The 23,309-nt window shown below is 31.8% G+C and carries 22 protein-coding genes; 2 read left to right on the top strand and 20 right to left on the bottom strand.

Annotated elements, in window-relative coordinates:
• Nucleotides 1-1,222: 1,222 nt before the first annotated feature.
• The 3 genes from CN692_RS06485 to CN692_RS06475 all read right to left on the bottom strand — a co-directional run bounded on the left by CN692_RS06485 (nt 1,223) and on the right by CN692_RS06475 (nt 5,100).
• Nucleotides 1,223-2,035, bottom strand: coding sequence for a VOC family protein (locus CN692_RS06485; RefSeq protein WP_098118338.1), 813 nt, complete (start codon nt 2,033-2,035; stop codon nt 1,223-1,225).
• 253 nt (nt 2,036-2,288) lie between these two features.
• Nucleotides 2,289-3,491, bottom strand: coding sequence for an aminotransferase-like domain-containing protein (locus CN692_RS06480; protein WP_098118337.1), 1,203 nt, complete (start codon nt 3,489-3,491; stop codon nt 2,289-2,291).
• Nucleotides 3,492-3,711: 220 nt separating this feature from the next.
• Nucleotides 3,712-5,100, bottom strand: coding sequence for an aminotransferase-like domain-containing protein (locus tag CN692_RS06475; protein ID WP_098118336.1), 1,389 nt, complete (start codon nt 5,098-5,100; stop codon nt 3,712-3,714).
• Between the two features lie 341 nt (nt 5,101-5,441).
• On the opposite strand from CN692_RS06475, the gene CN692_RS06470 reads away from it, so the two are divergent.
• Complete coding sequence (locus tag CN692_RS06470) at nt 5,442-6,143, top strand: FHA domain-containing protein (protein WP_098118335.1); 702 nt, start codon at nt 5,442-5,444, stop codon at nt 6,141-6,143.
• Between the two features lie 124 nt (nt 6,144-6,267).
• Here CN692_RS06470 and CN692_RS26060 read toward each other — a convergent pair whose 3' ends face one another.
• Complete coding sequence (locus CN692_RS26060; RefSeq protein WP_179865370.1) at nt 6,268-6,435, bottom strand: hypothetical protein; 168 nt, start codon at nt 6,433-6,435, stop codon at nt 6,268-6,270.
• A 259-nt stretch (nt 6,436-6,694) separates the two neighbouring features.
• Here CN692_RS26060 and CN692_RS06465 point away from each other — a divergent pair, with 259 nt between their 5' ends.
• Nucleotides 6,695-6,895 (top strand): hypothetical protein, encoded by a 201-nt coding sequence (locus CN692_RS06465; protein ID WP_098118334.1) that lies wholly within the window; start codon nt 6,695-6,697, stop codon nt 6,893-6,895.
• A 74-nt stretch (nt 6,896-6,969) separates the two neighbouring features.
• Here CN692_RS06465 and nagZ read toward each other — a convergent pair whose 3' ends face one another.
• From nagZ to CN692_RS06390, 16 genes are all read right to left on the bottom strand, one after another.
• Nucleotides 6,970-8,634: a beta-N-acetylhexosaminidase gene (nagZ, locus tag CN692_RS06460; RefSeq protein WP_098118333.1), complete on the bottom strand. Its 1,665-nt coding sequence runs from the start codon at nt 8,632-8,634 to the stop codon at nt 6,970-6,972.
• A 376-nt stretch (nt 8,635-9,010) separates the two neighbouring features.
• Complete coding sequence (locus CN692_RS06455; RefSeq protein ID WP_098118332.1) at nt 9,011-10,246, bottom strand: MFS transporter; 1,236 nt, start codon at nt 10,244-10,246, stop codon at nt 9,011-9,013.
• Nucleotides 10,247-10,396: 150 nt separating this feature from the next.
• Nucleotides 10,397-10,777, bottom strand: coding sequence for a VOC family protein (locus CN692_RS06450; protein ID WP_098118331.1), 381 nt, complete (start codon nt 10,775-10,777; stop codon nt 10,397-10,399).
• Between the two features lie 137 nt (nt 10,778-10,914).
• Nucleotides 10,915-11,937 carry an ROK family transcriptional regulator gene (locus tag CN692_RS06445; RefSeq protein ID WP_373605021.1) on the bottom strand — a complete coding sequence of 341 codons (1,023 nt, stop codon included), beginning with the start codon at nt 11,935-11,937 and terminating at the stop codon, nt 10,915-10,917.
• A 227-nt stretch (nt 11,938-12,164) separates the two neighbouring features.
• Nucleotides 12,165-12,290: a hypothetical protein gene (locus CN692_RS26615; RefSeq protein WP_257131813.1), complete on the bottom strand. Its 126-nt coding sequence runs from the start codon at nt 12,288-12,290 to the stop codon at nt 12,165-12,167.
• 176 nt (nt 12,291-12,466) lie between these two features.
• Nucleotides 12,467-13,576, bottom strand: coding sequence for a GerAB/ArcD/ProY family transporter (locus CN692_RS06440; RefSeq protein WP_098118330.1), 1,110 nt, complete (start codon nt 13,574-13,576; stop codon nt 12,467-12,469).
• Nucleotides 13,577-13,595: 19 nt separating this feature from the next.
• Complete coding sequence (locus tag CN692_RS06435; protein ID WP_179865680.1) at nt 13,596-14,702, bottom strand: Ger(x)C family spore germination protein; 1,107 nt, start codon at nt 14,700-14,702, stop codon at nt 13,596-13,598.
• Nucleotides 14,695-16,203: a spore germination protein gene (locus CN692_RS06430; protein WP_098118328.1), complete on the bottom strand. Its 1,509-nt coding sequence runs from the start codon at nt 16,201-16,203 to the stop codon at nt 14,695-14,697. The genes CN692_RS06435 and CN692_RS06430 overlap by 8 nt, the downstream gene beginning before the upstream one ends.
• A gap of 337 nt (nt 16,204-16,540) precedes the next feature.
• Nucleotides 16,541-17,917: a class II fumarate hydratase gene (gene fumC, locus CN692_RS06425; protein ID WP_098118327.1), complete on the bottom strand. Its 1,377-nt coding sequence runs from the start codon at nt 17,915-17,917 to the stop codon at nt 16,541-16,543.
• 354 nt (nt 17,918-18,271) lie between these two features.
• Nucleotides 18,272-18,670 (bottom strand): DoxX family protein, encoded by a 399-nt coding sequence (locus CN692_RS06420; RefSeq protein ID WP_098118326.1) that lies wholly within the window; start codon nt 18,668-18,670, stop codon nt 18,272-18,274.
• A gap of 64 nt (nt 18,671-18,734) precedes the next feature.
• Complete coding sequence (locus CN692_RS06415) at nt 18,735-19,157, bottom strand: MarR family winged helix-turn-helix transcriptional regulator (RefSeq protein ID WP_098118325.1); 423 nt, start codon at nt 19,155-19,157, stop codon at nt 18,735-18,737.
• A 343-nt stretch (nt 19,158-19,500) separates the two neighbouring features.
• Nucleotides 19,501-19,731, bottom strand: a complete 231-nt coding sequence (locus CN692_RS06410) for a hypothetical protein (RefSeq protein ID WP_098118324.1) — start codon at nt 19,729-19,731, stop codon at nt 19,501-19,503.
• A 113-nt stretch (nt 19,732-19,844) separates the two neighbouring features.
• A complete protein-coding gene (pseI, locus tag CN692_RS06405; RefSeq protein ID WP_098118323.1) occupies nt 19,845-20,915 on the bottom strand; it encodes a pseudaminic acid synthase in 1,071 nt (356 codons plus the stop codon).
• Nucleotides 20,908-21,465 (bottom strand): UDP-4-amino-4,6-dideoxy-N-acetyl-beta-L-altrosamine N-acetyltransferase, encoded by a 558-nt coding sequence (gene pseH / locus CN692_RS06400; protein WP_098118322.1) that lies wholly within the window; start codon nt 21,463-21,465, stop codon nt 20,908-20,910. The genes pseI and pseH overlap by 8 nt, the downstream gene beginning before the upstream one ends.
• Complete coding sequence (gene pseG, locus CN692_RS06395) at nt 21,452-22,567, bottom strand: UDP-2,4-diacetamido-2,4,6-trideoxy-beta-L-altropyranose hydrolase (RefSeq protein ID WP_098118321.1); 1,116 nt, start codon at nt 22,565-22,567, stop codon at nt 21,452-21,454. Before pseG ends, pseH begins: the two co-directional genes overlap by 14 nt.
• Complete coding sequence (locus tag CN692_RS06390; RefSeq protein WP_098118320.1) at nt 22,557-23,303, bottom strand: cytidylyltransferase domain-containing protein; 747 nt, start codon at nt 23,301-23,303, stop codon at nt 22,557-22,559. Before CN692_RS06390 ends, pseG begins: the two co-directional genes overlap by 11 nt.
• Between the last annotated feature and the right edge of the window lie 6 nt (nt 23,304-23,309).

The raw sequence follows: 23,309 nt of genomic DNA, 5'->3' as shown, positions 1-23,309 counted from the left end.
GATTTTTTACTTATGATGGATGATGAATTTGTACATTTTATATGCCAAATTGGAAAATATCTAATATAAAATTTTCTTAAGATTAGACCCATAATTAATGTGAAAATAAGAAACAACTTGATACCTCACTTACAAAAAATAGTATGTTACAAAAGTGATTATATACCCTATGGGGTATGTCGTCAATAAATTACTTTTAAATCTAAAAAGCTCTTTTTAAATGTAAGCAGCGCACAAAAAATGATGAGCTGCCTTTTATTCATGAGGTTCCTTATCAATTCTTTCTTATATAGAACTTGATGATATTCTAATTTTTTTCAGGTTTTAAAATGATATGCACTGCTTTTTTTCACCAATAAGGAAGCTCATTTAGTGATTCTTTATCCGTTACAAGTAGTTTTAATTTTTGATGTTCACGTAGTCTACTTCTTAATTCATTTGTAGCAGTTTGCAAATAAAAATTTTAACCACGTTCAATTAATATGATTTCTGCGTCTTCATTTAGTCTTTTAAATCTTGTTTCAGATTTATTCCCTCTAGCAACTCCAACAATGACAATAATTAATTTTATTAGTAGTCCTCATGATAATGCCGCTTATTTTTATTAAACGTTTATACCTATTGGGGTATAATAAATTCAATAAAAAAATGTAAAGAGCCCTTAGATTATTCTCAGGGTCTTCACATTTTCAAAATTAATTCTTTTGGACAGTTTCTACTGTCCTTATATGACATTACATGCAACATACCCTACTAGCTTTACGGGATCTTTTCCTGAAGAATAATCTGGTGCATGAGCAATCATTTAATCCTGCCTTAAATGGTGTAGCAATTACACCAATTCGATTATCAACACCCTCTCTGGCCCAGTGGACACTGAAAGCCAAGCACTAATTGCTGCAAAAATCCGGAGCCATATGCCACGATCTGATTGGAAGCTTTCTTTCTTGTTAAGTGTAAACAAATATTATAAAAATGAAATGAAAAAAGAAAGAATTTTCTGAAAAATCTTCCCGTGAATTTTTCAGTTACTTAGGAGGGAGGTATTACTTATTCTCTAAAAATCCTTTTCCAACTGTCCATGTTCATTAATAGAAGAAAAAAGCGTCAAACCGGGATTCTAGCAGGAATTTGACGCTTTTACAAATGCATATAAGAGTCGCTCTGCTGCCCCTCTCAAACTTATGTAAAATGTATATTTTATTCAACATCGTTCAATCAATTATTGAAACTTCCAATAACCATCAAACATTTCAAAAAAACGACTTTGATTAGTGTTCGTAATGTTCACTAAGAAAGGAGTTTCCCCTTTTTCTTTTAAAATCTTAGCTGCAGGACCTTCTCCAAAAGGTGTACAAAATAATAAATTAGTACCGCTCAATTTTAATATTCTGCAACGTGCATTGATTTCCGTATCTATATACTCTTCACCTTGTTTAAGGTCAAACAAATTCTTCCAAACTTCTAAAGTCTTTTCCAAATTATTTACAACAAAACCAACACTTTCTAATTTGGCTTCTCCTAATGCGTGTGATCCTATTAGGCCTTGGTGTTCTAGTTCTGAATACCTTTCTTCATCTGTTTTTTCCCATTCAATAAAAAATGGTAAAAGAACCTTTTGTTCCTTGGATTCAGGGAATAACAATGACCACTTGATTAATTGACCATCAGCACGAATTCTCTCTCCAGTAAGAGGTCCGTATACTTTAAGTCCTTCTGATTTAAGCTTTATTGCTAATTCTTCAATTTGATTTGTTCGGATCGCTATGGTCGCAGGACCTTCTCGATTTTCTTTTGCAAGCTGTTCAACGATTTGGGTAATCAATCGATTTTCATCATGTTTTTCCGCGATTGATAAATTTTCAATTCCTAAAAATTCAATATAATTTAAGCCAAAATAACTTAGAGTATTATATGTTCCCCAAGATTTATGTCGGCCTCCGTTCACAACATGAATTCCTTTTTGTTTTAAAGGTAAAATTGCTTCTTCAGGTTTCTTAAAGAACCAAACAAGGTGATCAAAGGACAAATTCATTTTAGTACTCCTTTCAGCAGGTCATTTAAACCCGCTCTCACTATGTGATCACAGGATGGTTCATACTTCTCCTTCTGACAGTGTCTATGTTGTATAAACGAAACTATGAAAAGGTCATTCCTATTAATATTTCTCCATTTTGCTTGAGCTTCCCTATATGAAAATATATCTTTTTATGGTTGAGGAAAATTTTCAAATTTCATTTTTTAAAATTAAAAAAAATGACTTTGTTTCTTCGTCTGTCTTACCTGAATTATATAAGCGTAGTTTCTTTTTCTAATTCACGATGCAATACTTCTCCTAATAGCTTTATACCTTCTGAAATTTTTTCTTTAGGCATATTCGAGTAATTTAATCGTAAAGTATTTTTCTTTGTTCCATTTGGAAAAAATGGAGCTCCAGGAACAAACGCAACATTATTTTCCAAACATTTAGTGAATAATTCCCCAGAATCAACATGTTCTGGAAGTTCAACCCAAATAAATAATCCACCCTCTGGCGTGCTATAGTTTATACTTTTTGGGAAATATTCTTTGATACAAGATAACATAGTTGTGCATCTTTCTTTATAAACAACTTTGATTTTATTGATATGTTCTTCGATATTGTATAGCTCCAAATACTTCGCTGTAATTCTTTGAGCAAAGCTATCTGTATGTAAATCGGCAGTTTGCTTAAAAGCAACGTATTTTTCAATGAAAGATTCGTCAGCACAAATCCACCCAAGACGAAGACCTGGTGTAAAAATCTTTGAAAAGGTACTTAAATAAATTACTCTATTCTCTGTGTCAAAAAATTTCACAGGAGGAAGCTCCACACCAGCAAACCTTATAGCTCCATAAGGATTATCCTCTATAATCAGCACATCATATTGATTAGCAAGTTCAATCATTCTTTTGCGTCTTTCTAGTTTTAATGTACGGCCAGTAGGATTTTGGAAATCTGGAATCGTATAAATAAATTTTGTATTAGAGTTCTCTTGTAATTTTTTCTCTAGCTCCTCCATAATCATTCCATCATCATCCATCGCTACTTCAACAAATTTAGGATTGTATAACTTAAATGCATTGATTGCAGCAAGATAGGTTGGGCTTTCACAAATAATCGTATCTCCCTCATTGATAAATAGTCTTCCAGTAAGGTCGATTGCTTGCTGGGATCCTGATGTTATAAGAATGTTTTCAATATTAGGATGAATTCCAAGTGTACCCATCCTTTGACAAATTGCTTGTCTTAAAGGTATGTATCCTTCAGTCGTGCTATATTGTAGTGAAGCTGCACCTTGTTCATTCAATACTGCATTGCATGCAACCTTTAGGGCTTCAACAGGAAATAGCTCTGGTGCAGGCAGACCACCAGCAAAAGAAATAACTTCGGGTCTTTCTGTAACTTTCAATATTTCACGAGTCTCAGATGAGTTTACTAATTCAGTTCGATTAGAAAATTTATTTTCCACTTAAAACCATTCCTTTTTTTATAATTTGTGAGTGATTACATTTAAGCATATTCTAAAATTATTATTCGCTAACCTATAATCATTAAACCAATCATTCTATAAAACTATTTCTATTCATATAATTCACCATATTTTCAAACATCTTAACATGCACGAAAAAGCCATACAACATTATAATTGTATGGCACACAATTTTATGATAAGCGTTACCTAAGTAATTTTAATTAAGATTTTTTAGTAAACCTTTAAGAATAATCAATCCTCGCTCAAGCTCTTCATGGGTTTCTGCTGCACTGATTGAAACCCTAACAGCCCGCTCTGGACAACTATTTCCAACGACAAAACGTTCTGCCGCATACACTTGTACACCTTGTTGTGCAGCTAATTTTTCAAATTCAGCACCAGTTATGTTTCCCGGTAATAGCAACCAACGAAATATACCTGTTTCAGAACCTAAACAAGTATATTCTGACAAATGTTTATTTACGATTTTGTTTCTAAGTATCGCTTCATCTTGGTGAACCTTAATGATGTTTTCAAATTCATTGGAAACTATCGTACGTGCCGCTAATTCTGAAAATAACGGAGAAACTGATATATTTAAATTATAAAGTGCCTTTGAAATTGACTCTTTTAATCGACTCGGTACCGCTACATAGGCTAACCGTAACCCAGGTGCTATTGATTTCGATAAACTCGAAATATAGATAACTTGTTCTGGTGCAAAGGATGCTACTGCTGGAATTGGTTTTTCATTGAGTAAATTATATGCCGCATCTTCAATGATGAACTGATTATATATTTTAGCAATTGATGCAATCTTTTTGCGATTCTCTACAGACATACAAGTAGTTGTTGGATTATGATAATCTGGGATCAAATAAATACCTTTGATGTTGTCATGTTTACACGCATATTCAAAGGCATTTGGACTCATTTCATTATTCTCTGACTTAATTGGCACAATTTGCACACTAAGCAGTGCTGCAATCGTTTTTAATCCAGGATAAGTATGATGATCAGCACCTATGCGATCACCAGGCTTACAAAGACTTGCTAGTGTTGCAGCAATCGCATTTTGCCCCCCATTTGCAAATAAAATATGATCAACTGTCGTTTCATATCCACCTCTTCGGATTAGCTTGATCGCTGCATCCTTTTGCCAAATGCTTTCTCCTGCTCTACCGTACCCAAACCATTTTTCATAATCTGTCTCTTGCAGCATATTTTTCAGTTTGAGTACTAATGGCTCGTATGAAGCATTGTATGGAAGTGTTGCGCCCATTTCGATTAAATGCTTCGGTTTAGTATCTTCAAGTAAATACGCATTCGATAAAGCATCATAGGATACAAATGTTCCACTTCCAACCGTTGCACTTAACAACCCCTTTAACTCACACACTTTAAACGCTTTTGAAATGGTACTGAGATTTAAATCTAAATAATCGGCCAGTTCACGCTGTGGGGGAAGTTTTGTTCCTGGTAATAAAACTCCATTTAAAATATCCTCTTCCAATTGCCATGCTATCGCCTGATAGATGGGCTTTTTATTTTTATCAATCGATGGCTTCCAGCTCATCGGATAGTTTTCGAAAGAATTAATCGACATCATACCCATCCTTTTTTCACACAATTATATAATTGTATGATTTATAGTACAAATATAATTTTCTTTTTAATGTTAACTCTAAATCATCTACTTAACATTCAATCTAGCAATGACATAATTTCTTTATTTGTGACTAATAACAAATTGATAACAAACCTCTATCATATTAATTTAACATTTGAAATTGAAGTACCCTTTATTTTCTTAAAAGCTAATATTCTAGTTCCTACTTTTATCCTTTTTAGAAGACACAATAAACAATGAATTATCTTTACAAATTAGCGGCATATGATATACTCTTTATTTGGTTTAACTAGATTAGTTTTCAAAGGAGTAACTTCATGAGTATTCAAAACGTGTATCTTTCGATCAAACAAGGAGAAACGGCCACAAACCAGAATAGATTTCCTATTACATATAATGAAACATTGCTAGGGCGTACGTGGGATAATGAATTCCCAGATATTCCTTTTACAAGTCAATATATTTCAAGAAAACATGCTTTAATTAGTTTTGATAAAGAAGAAAATTACACAATCGTTGATCTCATGAGTAAACATGGTACACAAGTAAATCATATTTTAATAGAGAAAAACAAACCATTTTTCCTTCGTGATGGCGATTGTATCAGTCTTGCAAGTGGTGCCGCTGTACTTATTTTTCATAATCTATCAGAGCAGAACCTTGGAGACACACTTGAAATGCCGTTAATCCTAGATAAACACATAAACGATTTCAAGGGTTTAACTGTGAATATAGTTAAGAGAGAAATTTTAATTGATGGCGTGAGAATCCATCTAACTAGTAAAGATACAGAATTATTTTTGTTGTTATATCAAAGAGCCAATAGCGCAGTTAGCTATAGCGAAATTAAAATAAATGTTTGGCCAGAACGAATGTCTAATGATATTGACCAGCCTGATGTAGGACGGGAAGAAATTAATACCCTTTTATATAGATTACGTAAAAAATTAGGTAAATACGGTCAATTGATAGTTTCTGTGCCTCGATATGGATATATGTTTGAACAAGAGGAACTGTAATGATTAAACGAATGAAAAAGAGTGTAGAATTTTAAAAAATCTACACTCTTTTTAGCATATGATTATATTTACATTTTAGTTATTAACTAAAAATAGTTATTTATTTTCCTATTAATTAGATAGCTTATAATAAATCAGATTTTACTTTTTTCTCTAAAATCGTTAATTCAATATAAATTGCAATAAAAGAGCACAATGAACCAACTAAAAGAAATATTGCGCATACATATACAGGTAGAATTAACAGAATGTACCCTAATAAAGTTACAGCAGCCATTAATAAATAAAACATTACAATTCACCCTTTTTCACATTAATTAAATTAAAACCAAATCGTCTATAAAAAAATTTATGTACTCATGTAAAGGTAATACATCAGGCTTTGTTACTCAATATCACATTGGTAACAAAACAGTAACATTTTAAAATTAATAACTTTTTACATTTTCCTTTTTATTTAAGAACTCAATTTGTTGTTTTTGAAAAAAGAAAAATTTTCGTTTAAATAAATTCATGAACAAATTCTAATACTAATCTACAGAGGTGATAATATGACTAAATGGAATGAACAAGCAGCAGCAAATAATAATTTGCCATCTAGCACAATTCGTTCATCTGAGCTTTTTTTAGGTAAGAAAGCAGATCATGAAATAGGTAAAAAAGCAGACCATGAATTTTCAGAAGATCTTTCTGATGGCGGAGAAAGAAATGAAAATATTGAGAAGCTAATCAATGATTCTAAGATGAAATAATTGATGCAACACTGTTTCTCAACAGAAAAAAGAGCTAATCGGATATTTGCCGATTAGCTCTTTTTAATTTACATTTAGTTTTTAACATTTTTAGGATTATAAATTGAATAATGGTCTAAAATTAGATTTTTATTCTTTAAAGGAAAAACAAATTTAAGTTTATATGATCCACTAGAATAAGTTAATATTTTTTCGTTATTTGAGGTAGTAACTTCTGAACTTGGTGAACCAAAGTAATTTTTTACATTCGTAATAGTTAAATACTTTAACTGAGGATCAAAAGAACGTAATTCAAATATAGGATGACCTTTTTGATAACCAACTACTACATTTCTTTTTGTATATGTGTTATAAGTACCTTTTGCAGCGGCCACATATATGCTACTGTCTTCTTTACCCCATTTATTCTTTATTGAATCAACAGTTGAATTCATTACATTAAATTCTGCATTGATTATTTTTCCTTCTTTAGCGTTTGTTGAAATACTTTTTAAAATGGTGTTCTGTATAGAAATGGCTTTCTTAATTTCGTTATTTAAATTTGTCACATTAACAGGCTGAACTTTATTATTATTTAGTTTATATTTTTGTTTTAAAGATAGAATTTTATAGACACTTTTATTAATTGTGTCTTCTGATATTTTGTGATTTATTACAGCTGAATAGATGCTATTATAAATAGTTTTAACATTTTGATTGCCATGTCCGATCAAAATAATATTACTTCCGGCATTAATAGATGTTACTGCTGCATTACTTAAGTTATAGTGTTTAGCTATAGCTCCCATTGACATATCATCAGTTATTACGACTCCATTATACCCATATTGTTTTCGTAAAAGATCCGTTATCACTGCTTTAGACATGGAAGCTGGATATTTAGAATCTACTTTTTTTACTAAAATGTGTGCTACCATCAGCATATCTGCATGATTTTTGATTGCATTATCGAAAGGAACTAACTCAAATTTCTTCAAACTTGATAAGTCTTTGTTCACGATTGGAAGTTCTAAATGAGAATCTACTGAAGTATCCCCATGCCCAGGGAAATGTTTAATAACAGGAATTGTGTTTCCTTTTCTAATTCCTTCCATCATTCCCTCACCAATTTTTGAAACGGTACTTGAATTTGTACCATAAGAACGATCTCCGATTACAGTATTTTTAGGATTACTTTGAATATCTAATACTGGTGAAAAGTCAGTATTGAATCCAAATGATGATAGTTCTTTTGAAATCATATTCCCTATATTATAAGCGTATTGTACATTATTTTTATTTCCAATTGTTCTAGCAGCTGGTGTATTAATAACAGTGGAAGGCATCCGATTTACCCTACCGCCTTCTTGATCGACGGATATAAATAAAGGAACCTTGTTATTTTTATTGTATGTTTTTATATCATTTGTTAATGTTACTAATTGACTTGGACTTTTTATATTTGTTCCAAAAAGTATTACGCCGCCTAATTTATAATTTTTTAAAAGTGTATCTGCATTACTCGATGTTGTACCATCAAAACCAGCAATAATCATTTGACCGATTTTTTCTTTAAGCGTTAATTTATTTAGTTCAACAAGGACTGGGTCAGTTTTTGAAACAGTTACATTTTTCTTTATAGTAGATCCAGTATTATTAGCCGTACTTTCATTTTTTTGAGCATTAACTACCATACAACCAGATAATAATAGGAAACTACTAATCGTAATGACTGATAATCTTTTAATCTTATTTTTCATAATTTCACCTCTAAATTCAATATAGTAAAATGTCAATATTGTCTTCGGAAAAATTATAGCAAATAAATGTTTCAAAATTGTAAATAATTTGTAAGAAATCTATAATCTAATTCAAATCTAATTTTAAATCCAGTTATGTTTAATCATGTGTACGCCTTCAAATACAGGATTTATATGAGAATATTCGTTAAATCATTTTTCAATTGATTGTGTGATTGTCGTTTTAATGATTTTATGTGAAACATTTAGCCAAGTGTCGAATCACAAAAAATCCTTATAGATATGAGTCGTATAAGGATTTTTTTACAGTATGATTCTATAATTTTCATCTTAAGCTTGAGTATATTCAAAGCGGCCAGCTAATACTCATATACTACTACTTCATTGAATTAGTTACATTCTCTAATTCTACTTTATTTTGATTACTTATAGGAGTAGCTGCTTTAGAAAGTAATCCTGAGATGGTTACAGCGATAAGGACGAAAATTAGGGCTCGTAGTAAACCTACATGTTCCCCAATAACCCCTAAAAATGGTGGTCCTACTAAAAATGCTAAGTACCCAGCCGTCGATACCGCACTTACTCTTGCAGCAACTCTGTGTGGATCGTCTCCTGCAGCAGACATTCCTACTGGAAATCCAAATGCTGCTCCAAGTCCCCATAAAACAATTCCAACAGCTGCTACCCCGTAACTTTTACCCAATATAACGATAATCAGTCCTGCAATCGCAAAAAGCGCTGAAGATCGTAATATAATAACGCGGCCGAAACGGTCAAGTAATTTATCTCCAGCTGCACGTCCTATAGTCATTGAACCTACAAATAAACCGTATGCGAATGAACCCATAGCTGGCGTAACTTTGTACCCATCAACCATAATAAGTGGTAACCAGTCATTTGCTGATCCTTCAACAAAAGCCATTCCAAGAACTATAATACCGATCATAACTGTTCGTCGCTCTTTCCAAACAGCCAAATGTTCTTTACTTCTCTTAGCTTTATCTGAATCACTATTGTCTTCTTTTGCAGTGTCAGCAGGTATAAAACGGTATAAATAAAAAGTAATTAAAACGATTACCACAGCAGTAATTGACATGTGAATCGCTACAGAAATATTTGATTTAATCATGATTGATCCAATTAATGCTCCAAGAAGCGTACCTAAGCTAAAAGCGGCATGAAAACCTGTTAAAAGTGACTTTTTAGCGGCTTTCTCAACTGCTGTTCCCTCTACATTCATCGCTACATCGCATATTCCTTGCCCAAAACCAAAGACACTTAAGCCCAAAAATAGTATTATGCTATTTGCAAGTAATGAGCTACTGATTCCGACAATTAAGATCCCAATTGATGCTACCGATAGACCTAATAACATGACAAAACGTCCGCCCTTTTGAGCAATAAGAAAACTTGCACTTGTAAGTCCGATTATTGAACCTACTGCAAGCCCAAATATGATTATTCCCATCTCTGCTGTTGTTGCTCCAAGAGCATCCCTTATTGCTGGCGTTCGAGATACCCACGATGCTGCAGCAAATCCAGACAATGCAAAAATAAAATAAACGGCTACACGCCATAATTGAATTTGACGATTATTTAATGAATATTGCATACATGACCTCCTAGTTAAATTAATGGTTAAAAGATTAATAAATAAAGTAAAAAACTTATTAAAGACATTTAAAAAGTGTCGAACAAAAACTTATTAAACGCATTTAATAAGTTGCCATTCAAGTACGTTAAGTTTTCTATTATTCTAGTATTATACGGTCAACTCGATCAGATTACCTTCTGGGTCTTTTATTACACTCTCATAGTACCCATCACCAGTGACACGAGGACCATCAATAAGAGTAAATCCACTATTTTTAAACTTGTTTGTCATCTGATTAACTTTCTCCTGGCTTCCTAAGGATATTGCAATATGAGCCCAACCAAATTGATTTCCATGATTCGTCTTATTTACCCCATCCTTTCGCATAATCTCTAAACGTGCGCCAGATTCAAAAGTAAGAAAATAAGATTCAAATTTCTTTTCGATATTATGATATTTATCGTTTGACTTACAGTTAAAATAAGTCTGGTAAAAGTCCTTCATCCCTTCCAAATCGTTAACCCATATCGCAATATGTTCAATTTTCATTTATATTTCACTCCCAAATATTATTTATGACTAAATCTTACTATTAAAAGAAGATCACACCCCTAAATAAACTAATCATTCCATTTAGCTATTTGTACGCGCAAAAAATTAAATGCAGCCATACCTGATTAAATTATTCAATCAATCATTAGTTTAAGACAAAGACTTTGTAAACCAAATAAATAGTCTTGTTTCCAATCACTCGTCGTAAGTGATGGAAGATGTTCGGAAGGTATGTAATTTGTACTGGAAATACTAATTTTATCTAAGATTGTGTTATCAACTTCATCATTACAAAAAATGAAAATATGAGGGTTAATAATAGCTACAAATGAGGCTATTAACCTGCAAATTGCATCTATTTCATGATCCTCACTAATTATTAGCGTTTTATTTCTTTTTCCCTTTCTTAATGCATTCCCAAAATTTTTGTCATCATATTGAGGAACGAATGAAACCTCTCCAGAGAAAAAAGTACTTCCTCGGACAACATCACCGTTTACCATAATTCCTGCACCTGGTCCATTTTGACCTGAATACAAATAAACAAGGGATTGTTTTTCTTTTATCCCTCTATAATTGTGAAAACCAAGAACCGCGGCATTCATATCGTTCTCTACTACGACAGGAATTGAAAAATGCTCCTCATAATATTCCTTTAAATTAATGTTTTGAAATTGCTCGTATCCCGGGATATAAAATATTTTTCCATGATCAACCGCTGCTGGCACACCAATTGACATTGAACTTATTTTTGGATAATTGGTCATTATATTTTCAATCGTCGCAGTTAAAAAATCTAAACTATTCTCTAATAGAGCACTAGGCGCATTACCTTTTTCTTTTACTTCACCCGCACAATTAAAAACAATAAAATTCGTTTCTGTTCTTTCTAAAAATATGACCAAGCCTAACATATGTTCAGGATTGTAAGAATATCTTTTTGCTCGCCTTCCACCACTAGAATCATCTAGACCGACTAAACAAACTTCTCCCTCTTTTTCCATCTCTGCTAAAAACTTGCTAATTGTCGGGAAACTAATTTCTAACATTTGACTTAGTTCAACTTTTGTTGCACTACCTATTTTTAAAAGGGTAGAACGAATACCACGGAGGATTACTTTCTTCATAGAACTTGGAGTTGGAATAATTTCACTCACTAAAATCACCACCTTAAGCAACTTATTAAACGCATTTAATAAGTATTGGCGTAAATATAACATATATATGTTGTTAAAACAATGGATTAAAAACACGATGATAAAAGTAACCCACAAACTTAGGCCCAATAAGCTAATTTAAAGGCAAAATGTTGAAATTTACTAACTCATAATAGCTTCATGAGTTAGTAAAATAAAAAAAGACATAGTATATATACTAATGTCTTTTACAAGTTACTTACGATAAATGGAATCGTGATCACTGTTATTAAGATTAAGACCCAGTTATATTTTTTAAGATTCTCTTCAATTTTTTGCATCTCATCTACGGTATTTGTATTAATGGTTTCCATTTAGTCCGCCTTCTTTCAATTTAATTTTTAATTAAGTATGAAGTCATTATAATTAAAAGATGTGAACTTAATGTGAATTTATGTTAACTTTAGTTAACTTAATCCTATTTCTGGTAAAAATTCAATAATTCGTCACATTTAAAAAAATCCTCTAACATTTCAATTTATATTTCAATCTAATTTCCACCTAATCGACCGGCTTTTTTAAAGGCTTGATAAACAAGCAATAACAAAAATAAAATTGGTATATAAAAATAAAGAAAACTAGAGGTAACGTATGTCATGAACGTTCCTATTCTCTCAACATCCAATTTACTTTTGACACTGATCACCATGAAATGAACAATAATTATAGAAAACCATAAAGATTTTCTAGATTTAAATTTAAACGATTCTTTTAAAATTCGAAACCCTCCCCATAATGCCATACAGCAAGGAGGAAGAATTACTAAGAGCCATAAAAAAATATATACATATTCAAATCTTTCTATAAAAGGATAGCGAATAATTTTTGACATCATCAAGGTTGGCCAAGTTATATGTCTAAGTTGGCCATGACTAAAATAACCAAATGAAACGAATGTAATAAATAGGTATAAAATGGTTGTATACGCTTGTGAAATATGTGCCCATTTTTGAGATTTTTGATTATTTTTAATAAACGGAAAGTAAATAAGTAAGAATTCAGGTCCAGAGTACATCAGGATACAATTCTTTGCTGAAACATAAAAGTCACCTATACTATGATTAAAAACAGGTAATAAATTTGTCCAATAAGCATATTTCAATGGAAAGTAAAATGTAAACAATAAGATTGAAGGAATGATTATTCCCCAAAAACATATTCCTGTAATGACCCTAAATCCCCCAAAGACCAAATATGTGATAACAAAAAGCAAAATAAGTGATAAGAGCCAAATTGGAAAATAAGGAAAAACCCAAGTAATAAGAACTGCTATGTAGGACCTAATTATAGTAGTAATTACTAAAAGCATGTATACATAAAAAAAAATATTTAATACGTTACCTATCCATTTCCCAAATAATTGTTGGTGTAAAGACATAAGATCTCCATTATTTGATTTCTTTAACAAGTAATACATTAACCAAATAATGATATGAAAAGAGAGACCAACTACTAAGACTGAAACCCATGCGTCTTGTCCCGCTCCTTTTACGATACTACTTTGAAAATTCAGCAAGCCAACTCCGGTTTGAGTACTATGTATAAGAAATAATAAAAAAAAGGGAGATACTGTCAGACTTTCTTTTAATTGTTTACTCATAGACGATCTCCTTCACTTTTTATTCACCAATTCCAGATTGAAATAATACTACTTTTACATTCACATCATATTCAACAGCAGGATACACCTTTTCATAAAACTCCTTTTCGTTCCATTTTTTTGAATGTGCTCTTGCTAAATCACCTATACCTAAAGGATCGACTTGATGTTTTTGAAGGGTTAATAATAGTTTTTCAAAATCTACTTTCATCTGTTTTTCCAATTGGTTGTTTAAAAATACATTATTTTTTCTTTTCATTAAATCTAGCCATTCTGGATAATCTTTTACCATCCCTTTTAGAGTAATATCAAATTTCACTTTTGTTTTTGCCTTATTAGCTTTAATTGATTTTTTTTCTTCCCCGCTTAAAATCGTTAGTATTGCAGAATCAATTTTCTGCCCTTTCTGTATATTAAGTTCTGTTTGACCTCTAATTACTCTTCCTCTTAATATTTTATACAGTAAGCTTTCTTTTGGATTTAAAATAAGAGCAAGTTTGTCCTTCTTAAATACTGCTAGCCCGTTTACCTCAATATTTTCTTTTTGATTTATCTTAATATATGGTACTGAAGCATCTCTACCTTCTCCGTAGTAGTCGAATAAAAAACTATGCAAAGTTGGAAGCGGAACAAATTGAGTCCTATAATTTTGTTCAATTAATTTATAGATATAGTTGCTGTCTTTCTCTTTGTTTTTCTTTAATAATTCTCCTGCTGGTTCTTCTGAAATCGCTAGTATAGCATTACTTCCAATCAAGGGGTCCCTACAAACCGCCTTAACAAAATACGACACCCCATTTTCAGCTAGTTCTTTTCCAAAGACTAGAAGGTTCAACTTGCCCATTTCAATCGGTTTTGGGGATTGTTCATTTAAAGCTTGTTTAATTAATAGGGATTTTTTACCACTACCCTGTAAAATATTGCTCCCTTTGTTTTCTACTTGGGTAAAATCAGAATAAAGTGCCGTTCCAACAAAATTTTTATCGACCTTGTCAAAACCGTAAACTGATATAATTTGCACTTCATCAATAATTTTTTGCCGTGGAAAAGAGCAACCTGATACAAACAATAAAAGTAGAAAAAAAACACAAAAAAAGCATATATTTTTTCGATTTATATTATTCATTATTACGTTCATCCTTAGCTTTATTAGGATTATATCTTTTTAGTGAAAGAGGTCTTAAAAATCTACTTCGAGTCGTTGTAAACTGATATGATGACCGAATAAAGCTATCGCTAAAGCTTTTTATTCTAAAAGGATACAAGGGAACCATATATGGATTTCCTAAGGATTTAAGTTTTAATAAATGCCCTAGCAGAAGAATAAATCCTATTATTATTCCAAAACCTCCCATAAATGCTGCTAGTAAAATAAGTGGAAACCGCAATAGTCGAATTGCATTTGACATTTTAAATATAGGTGTTGTGAAAGAAGCAAGTGCCGACAGTGATACAATGATAAGTAAAATATTACTCGTTAGTGCTGCTTGTACAGAAGCTTGGCCAATTACAATACCTCCTACAATCCCCAATGTTTGTCCAATTTTTGTCGGTAAGCGGGCTCCTGCCTCTCTCAACAGTTCAATAGTAGTTTCCAAAAAAATGGCTTCCCAAATCGGAGGAAATGGAACATGTGCTCTTGAACTAATTAGAGGTTGCAATAAATCATCAGGTAAAACTTCATAGTGATATGTTAATATTGCTACATATATCGGAGTAGCAAACAATGAGAAAATAACGCTCATAATGCGAATGATTCGAAAAAACGAACCAAGTACCCAATTCAGATAATAATCTTCAGGAGAAATGAAAAAATCCAATATGGTTGTTGGTCCAGTAATAATGTAAGGCGATCCATTTGATAGGATAGCAACTTGCCCACTAATCATCGCATATACAACCCGATCAGTCCGTTCAGTAGATAAAAAAATAGGAAAAGGAGTATTCGAGTTATCTGAAATAATTTGATCAATTTGTGAGTTATCAAAAATAACGTCGAAGTCGATATCTTCCAAACGTTGACGAACAGTTTGAACATATTCTGGATTCGTAATTCCATCCAAATATGCAATAACTACTTCTGTTTTAGACATTGATCCTATTTTGATTTCCTCAAAAACTAACTCAGGTGCAGCAATTTTTTTTCGAAGTAAATGGAGATTAGTACTAAGGTCTTCAACAAATCCAACTTTTGGTCCAATTACACTAAATTCATTATCTGTATCATTATTCTCACGATAACCAAGTTTTGAATTTTCTAAGTTTATCGTCAAAAAACGCTTGAAATACTTGAATTCAAGAATTACATATCCTTTTATTAACATTTTTTCTAAATCTAGTGGGTTATTTGTAATTTGGACATCCTCGAAAGGAATCAACTTTTTCACATCATTAATATTACTAATTTTCTTAATATGTTCTTGTAGTGACGGAAGTAAAAGGTTATTTATTTTATCTGCATCTACCATACTTTTAAAGTAACTAATTGTAATATCCTGCTCTTCAGATAATGAAAATTGATAGAAATCGCTCGATTTTGCAGCCTGCAGTAATACTGATGCTATTGACTTAGTTTCTTTCTCGGTCTCTTGTTTACTTAAAAATCGTTCTCTAGATTTTAAACTCATTTATACCACCCAACAGATTGTATTATTTTTGAATTTACTTTGAGTTCTCAGCATTGTCGAATTAATACATTTATTACTTTAAAAGAACTAAAAATGAGAATTCAATCTAGTCTGGCTAGAATTTCCATTATATCTCCTACTTAATTTTTTCGTTCATACCAATTTATATACAAAAAAAGTTTTCAATTTATTTATTTTCAGGTAATTTTCTAATACAGACTTCTAAACATACTTTGTATCAATATCAAAGCTAAAAAAAAAGCTCCCAATTTCACTGGAAAATTGGAAGCCTTTATTGAATTAGTTAGTTCGTCCGTTACAACTGTTAACTTTTAGACTAAATCATATTTTCAGGTCTAACAATTCGATCGAACTCTTCTTCTGATAAATAACCTGTTTTTAAAGCTGATTCCTTAAGTGTAGTACCTTCTTTATATGCTAATTTTGCAATTGTTGCCGCTTTTTCATAACCGATATGAGGGTTTAATGCTGTTACTAGCATAAGTGATCGATTAAGATTTTGTTCAATCACTTCTATATTTGCTTCGATGCCTTTTGCACAATGATCATTAAATGAATTCATTGCGTCTGAAAGTAGTCGAACTGATTGTAAAAAATTATAAATGATGACGGGTTTAAATACATTCAATTCAAAGTTCCCTTGACTAGCGGCAAAGCCAATTGTCATGTCATTTCCAATAATTTGTGTTACAGCCATAGTGAGTGCTTCAGATTGAGTTGGATTTACTTTTCCTGGCATGATTGAGCTTCCTGGTTCGTTTGATGGAATCGTTATTTCACCGATCCCACTTCTAGGTCCACTTGCCATCCAGCGGACATCATTCGCAATTTTCATTAAATCTGCAGCCAATGATTTTAAAGCGCCATGAGTAAAAACGATTTCGTCATGACTTGTTAGAGCTTGGAATTTATTTTCAGCAGAAATAAACTGATAACCAGTTAATGAACTTATTTCCTCTGCCATCAATTTAGCAAATTTAGGATGAGTATTGATACCTGTACCTACCGCTGTCCCACCAATTGCTAACTCAGCAATAAATTTCATACTTTCTACTATCATTTGTTCACTTTTTTCAAGCATACGATGCCATCCACTTATTTCTTGACCTAGGGTTATTGGTGTCGCATCTTGTAAGTGCGTTCGCCCGATTTTAATAATATTATTAAATTTACTTACCTTTTCATTTAGTGTATTTTTCAAGCAACTTATTGCGGGTAATAATTGGTCATTAATTGAAACAGTACTGGCAATATGCATTGCTGTTGGGAACGTATCATTTGAACTTTGTGACATATTAACATCGTCATTTGGATGAATTTGCTTATTGCTTCCTCTCTCTACTAAGAGTTGATTCCCACGGTGAGCGATTACTTCATTTACATTCATATTTGTTTGTGTACCACTACCAGTTTGCCAAACTACAAGTGGAAAATGATCGTCATATTTGCCTGTTACAATTTCATCCACAGCTACTATGATAGCGTCTGCTTTTTCATGATCTAATTTATCTAGTTTTTTATTTACAATCGCAGCACTTTTTTTAATTAGTGCTAAAGAGTAAATTAATTGAATAGGCATTTTCTCTGAACCAATTTTAAAGTTTTCAAAACTACGCTGTGTTTGTGCACCCCAAAGTTTATCTACAGGAACTTTTATCTCACCTATTGAATCTTTTTCAATTCGAAAATCCAATTTTATGCCTCCTAGTTTGTATTTAACAAATAAAAAAAATATTTCCCCATCTAATTCATGAAAGTAATTATGGAATATTGTCTTGTACGTACTTTATTAAACTTATGTATAAACTATTACGGTGAAAACTAGTTTAAAAAAGAACTTTGAATGGCATAAATATAGTCAATGTTTATGTATCGTTTAAAGTTTTAGTTAACGACAAAAAAATTATGTACTTACCAAAAAGTTCATTTTTATGTCTAGCCTAAGAAAAAGAATAAAGCTAATCGAATAAATCTCGATTAGCTCAATTAATTTGTTGATATTTTTGGAACAATTATTTCACTGTTTTAAAACTTGATTCATAAGTTATTAGAATAAAATTGTATCTAATGCATATTTACCAGGACCTATTAAAGCTACACCAATCGCAACTGCAAGCAAAGTTAAGTTGTATTCATATCCATTAGATGTTGCCCATAAACCGTTCGGCCCATGAACTTTAATAATCGCCATTACCATAGTACCTGCAATCAAAATTCCTGCAAGTGGAGTTAATAGTCCTAAAGTAAACAAAATACCACCAATAAGTTCTGCTAATCCTGCGAAAAGTGCTATCGTTACTCCTGGCTTCATACCAATCGAATCAAACCATCCACCAGTACCTTTCAACCCATGGCCACCAAACCAACCAAATAATTTTTGCGCACCATGACCTACAAACAGTAAACCGATTACCAAACGTATAATTAATAAACCAATATTTATCATCTTAAAATCCTCCTAATAGTTATTTATCTTTAATTCGAGATAATTTATTAAAAAAAATGAACGATTACACATTATTCTTTACTTTTGTTAGAAGCTTAACTAAAAGCTCTGCCTCGTCAGAACTTAATAATTCAAACATTTGATTAACAATTACATCGTATTTCGGCATGATTTCATCCATTAAACCATTTCCATCAACAGTTAATGTAACATGGATCATTCGACGGTCATCTGGACAGTCACTTCTAATTAATAAACCTCTTTGCTCAAGCTTATCAATAATATACGTCATAGAACCACTTGATACCAGTATTGAATTTCCAATTTGTTGGATTGTTTGTTTCCCTCTTTGATAAAGTACCTCTAACACCGAAAATTCTGTAATACTTATATTGATTTTTGCCAGTTCTTTCTTTATTCGATCGTGTATTGCTTTAGATGATTGCATTAAAAGTAAAAAAGATTGATTTTGGCATTTTCTCTCCAACTATTTCACCTCCGCGAAGTATTTCGAATCTAAGTATCTTGAATCTGAGATAATCATAATACGTATACAATTTACTGTCAATAATATAATTATATTTTATTAAAAAGAAATTAATTTTGAGAACCTATTTGCGATATAATTATTTAATTTAACAAGTATTTTCCAACGTTTCCCTCAGCTAACTCTTTTTTTCCTTACTTAAGAATTTATAGGTTTTAATTTATTCATCAAAATAGTTATGGGACGTTAAATATTGAGATTATCATTTCGTTCAATTGTATTTATGTATTTTCTATTAATATAAAAACCTTGCTTTTTCAAGCAAGGTTCAATGTGAAAAGTATTAAGCTCCCGGAACTCCTACTTGTGAGATTCTTCTACAATCTACAATAACTAGTCCTCCACTTACACTAGAAAAATACGCTAGATTTGTGGAAGAATCGAAAGTAATAAAGAAATTTACGCTTTCTGATACGCCATCTACTATAATTTCATTAATAGGATATTGTGGTGGTAGAGTAGATAAAAACTCACAAATACTTCTAGGTCTACTAAATTCTTCATTTGATCCCAATTTAATCCATCCCCCTCCTTTACCTCTCAATCTATTATATTGATTGATTAATATTTTGATTAGATTAGTATCTCTCAAGTTTAAAAAATAGTTTTTAATCACTTTTAATAGTTTTATTCTTCCGAGTCTCCTTCCATAAGCATGTCCCAACATAGGGCAGTACCTTTTTCGATTGCTCTATTAACTTTTTTCCCTAAGATTAACTCTAAATATTTCGGTGCAAGTCCATAGCCTGGACGAATAATCTTTATATTTTCTTTCGTTAATGCTTCTCCAGCATTAATCTGTTCAGAAATATAGATTGATCTTCTAAATTGCATTGATTTTTTCTCTTCATCTGTAGGTCCAATAAAGATAGACCCTAATGATTTCCATGCTGAATTAGTTTCAGTAACTAGATTTGCAAATTCATCTGGTTCTAATGAGAAAGCTGCATCCACACCTCCATCTGATCGATCTAATGTGAAGTGCTTTTCAATTACTGTACTTCCAAGCGCAACACTAGCTACAGCAACACCGTTGTCCAACGTATGATCTGATAATCCTACTTGGCATTGAAATAAATCTTTTAAATAAGGTATGGTTCGAATATTGGAATGCTCTGGTGTAGCTGGATAGCTGCTAGTGCATTTTAATAATATAATCTCTTTACAGCCCGCTCCTCTAATAGTTTCTACCATGTCACTAATCTCTGAAATTGTTGCCATGCCAGTAGAGATAATAATGGGTTTTCCTTTTGATGCGACCTTTTTTAAAAGCGGAAGATCAATATTTTCAAATGAAGCAATTTTATAGCAAGGAACTTCGAGTGTTTCTAAAAATTCTATTGAGGTTTCGTCAAACGGAGTACTAAAAGGAATCATGCCTAATTCTTTACATCGTTTAAAAATTGGTTCATGCCATTCCCACGGGGTATATGCTTCTTCGTATAATTCGTATAAAGATTTTCCTTTCCAAAGCTGATTTGCCGGATTTACGATAAATTCATTTTTACGAATGTTTAAAGTCATTGTGTCAGGCAAATACGTTTGTATTTTAAACGCATGTGCACCTGATTTAGCGGCAGCCTCTACAATCTGTAAGGCTCGTTCAAGTGATTTATTATGATTACCTGACATTTCTGCAATAATAAACGGCGGATGATTTTCTCCGATTTTTTTATTCCCAATTAAAATTTCATTCAAAGTCTTTAATAACCTCCTTTTTTAAAAATGCACAATATTGTTGCCATCTTTCTTTAAATAGTCCAAAAATAATTAAATCTTCAAATTGATTGTTTTTAAGAATCTGTTTTTCAAGCCTACCTTCTTCAATAAATCCTAATTTTTTATGATAATTTAAACTAATCAAATTAAATCCAAGTACATACGCACTTACTTTCCTCATGTTTAACTCATTATAAAGATAATCCAATGCTAATATCCCCAAAACCGTCCCAGAACCACGTGGTGCAGTCTTTTCTCCAATATAAAAGCCCCACTCACAAGTTCTGTGTAATTTATTTAAATTTGTAAATTGAATAAATCCAATTGGTTTATTCTTATATAAACAAAGATTTGCGATTTTCGTTTTGTCATCTTTTAAAGAATGAAACCAATTCGTATGCTGTTCGATAGTAATCGTTTCATCAGAGTTCATAACAGATCTGATTCGATCGGAATTTCTCCACGCTAAAATAAGATTTAAATCTTTCTGTTCTAAATTACTTAGTTTAAAATCCTCAATTTGTATCATTTAAACATTCAACAACTTTCTCTATAAAACTATTTAAGCGATTTTCTCCCATTAATTTATAAGCGTTTTGAGACATCTTTAATACGTTTAAAGGATTCTCCATTAATAAATTCAGTTTTTTCTCAATTAGTTCTGAAGTTACTACTGTACTTTTACCTAAATGGTAGATTGCACCAGTTTCGTTTACTAAATTTATAATATCGACTTGATTATCAGCCGTAGCGATTGTTAATGTAGGCAAACCTAAATAACATCTTTCCCATGTAGTTGTCCCACCTGCACCGATGGAAAGATCAGCCAAATTCATTAATTTAGCCATATGACTAATTTGACAATGTAAATGAATATTTGCTTTGTCTTTACAAAGTAATTTAATAGCTTCCTTATTTTTATTACTATTTCCAACAACAATATCAATGTGGATGTGTGAATAGATAGATTTTATTAATACGTTTAATGTTTTAAGTGTTTCATTAGTAGGATCACTGCCGCCAAAAAAAACAAGAATTCTTTTTATATTCCCGTTTCTATTTCGTAAATTTATTTTTTCATCCATGAATTCTTTGCGTAGTATGACATATGGCGAGCCTATGAATTTCACACAGTTTGATGGTACTAAATCGTGATACCGCTCACTATTGTTAGAAAGATTCTGATCTAAAAGAATATGACAAAAATGACTTCGATTTGCTAAATCATCTATTACGATTATTTCTTTTCCGACTAGCTGATACAGTAATTCTTCCCATTTGGAATCAATCGAATAGTGGTCAATAATGAAACACGACCTTGATGGATTATTCTTCATAACGTTTACTGTTTGTAGTAGATCTGTCTTCCAATCAACTGACAACCAGGCTTCATAAGGATTTTCTAGTTTTTGAGGGAAATTTTGATTACTAGCTCCATTTGGTAGAGTATACAATTTATAACCATGTTCTTTAATCAAATAATTTAAATTACCTTGTAAATCTCGACAAATAAACACAATATTAATCCCATATTTTGAAAATAAATTAGCAAGAGTCAAGCAGCGCATAACATGACCAGTTCCGATTTCATAAGAAGCATCAACTCGAAAAAAAATCGTTTTATTGTCCATTAAATTCCTCTATTTGCTTTTGTATAATATGGTGATTAATCGTTAATAATTCAGGCTTTCTTTCGAATAAATCGTATAGGTCCAGTAATGTGAAGAAAGGATTAGTTGAATAGATTTCCTCGATAATCGTACTGATCAACTTAAAATCTTCAGGAGTATCAACGGTAAGTCGAATATGACTTTTATTTACATTTTGAACGATTTGTTTAATGGAATATTTTTGTGAGCGGTATATAAAGGGGGTAACATGTTCTCGATATGATTCAGGTAGTTGTAACTGATTAATTGTCTTTATTAAAGAAAAAGACATCACTTCAATGTCCATCCCAATAGGGAAACTCCTTTGAACAGTATTTGAAACATAGTCAATATGATGCATATTTAATTTGAATTCATTGATAACCGTGTCGATAATAGTTGGATCGATTAAAGGACAATCAGAAGTGATTCGAACGATTAAATCTGCATTGTACAAAGATGCTGCTTCAAAATATCTGGATAAAACATCATCCTCTGACCCCCGGTAGTAAGATAGAGACATGAACTCACAAAAATCCACGATTTTTTGATCTATTTCGTTTGTAGTGGTTGCTACTACGATTTCGTCAATTAGCTTTGCTCTTTTGACCCGTTCTATTTGATAAGCTAATAAAGGTTTATTCAATACTTTTAACAGTACTTTACCAGGTAATCTTGTAGAACCCATTCGTGCTTGAATAATTGCGACAACTTTCATTTTCAC

Source organism: Bacillus sp. AFS002410 (genome assembly GCF_002556365.1).
Classification (GTDB): domain Bacteria; phylum Bacillota; class Bacilli; order Bacillales; family Bacillaceae_G; genus Gottfriedia.
This window is presented reverse-complemented; position numbering and strand designations above follow the sequence as displayed.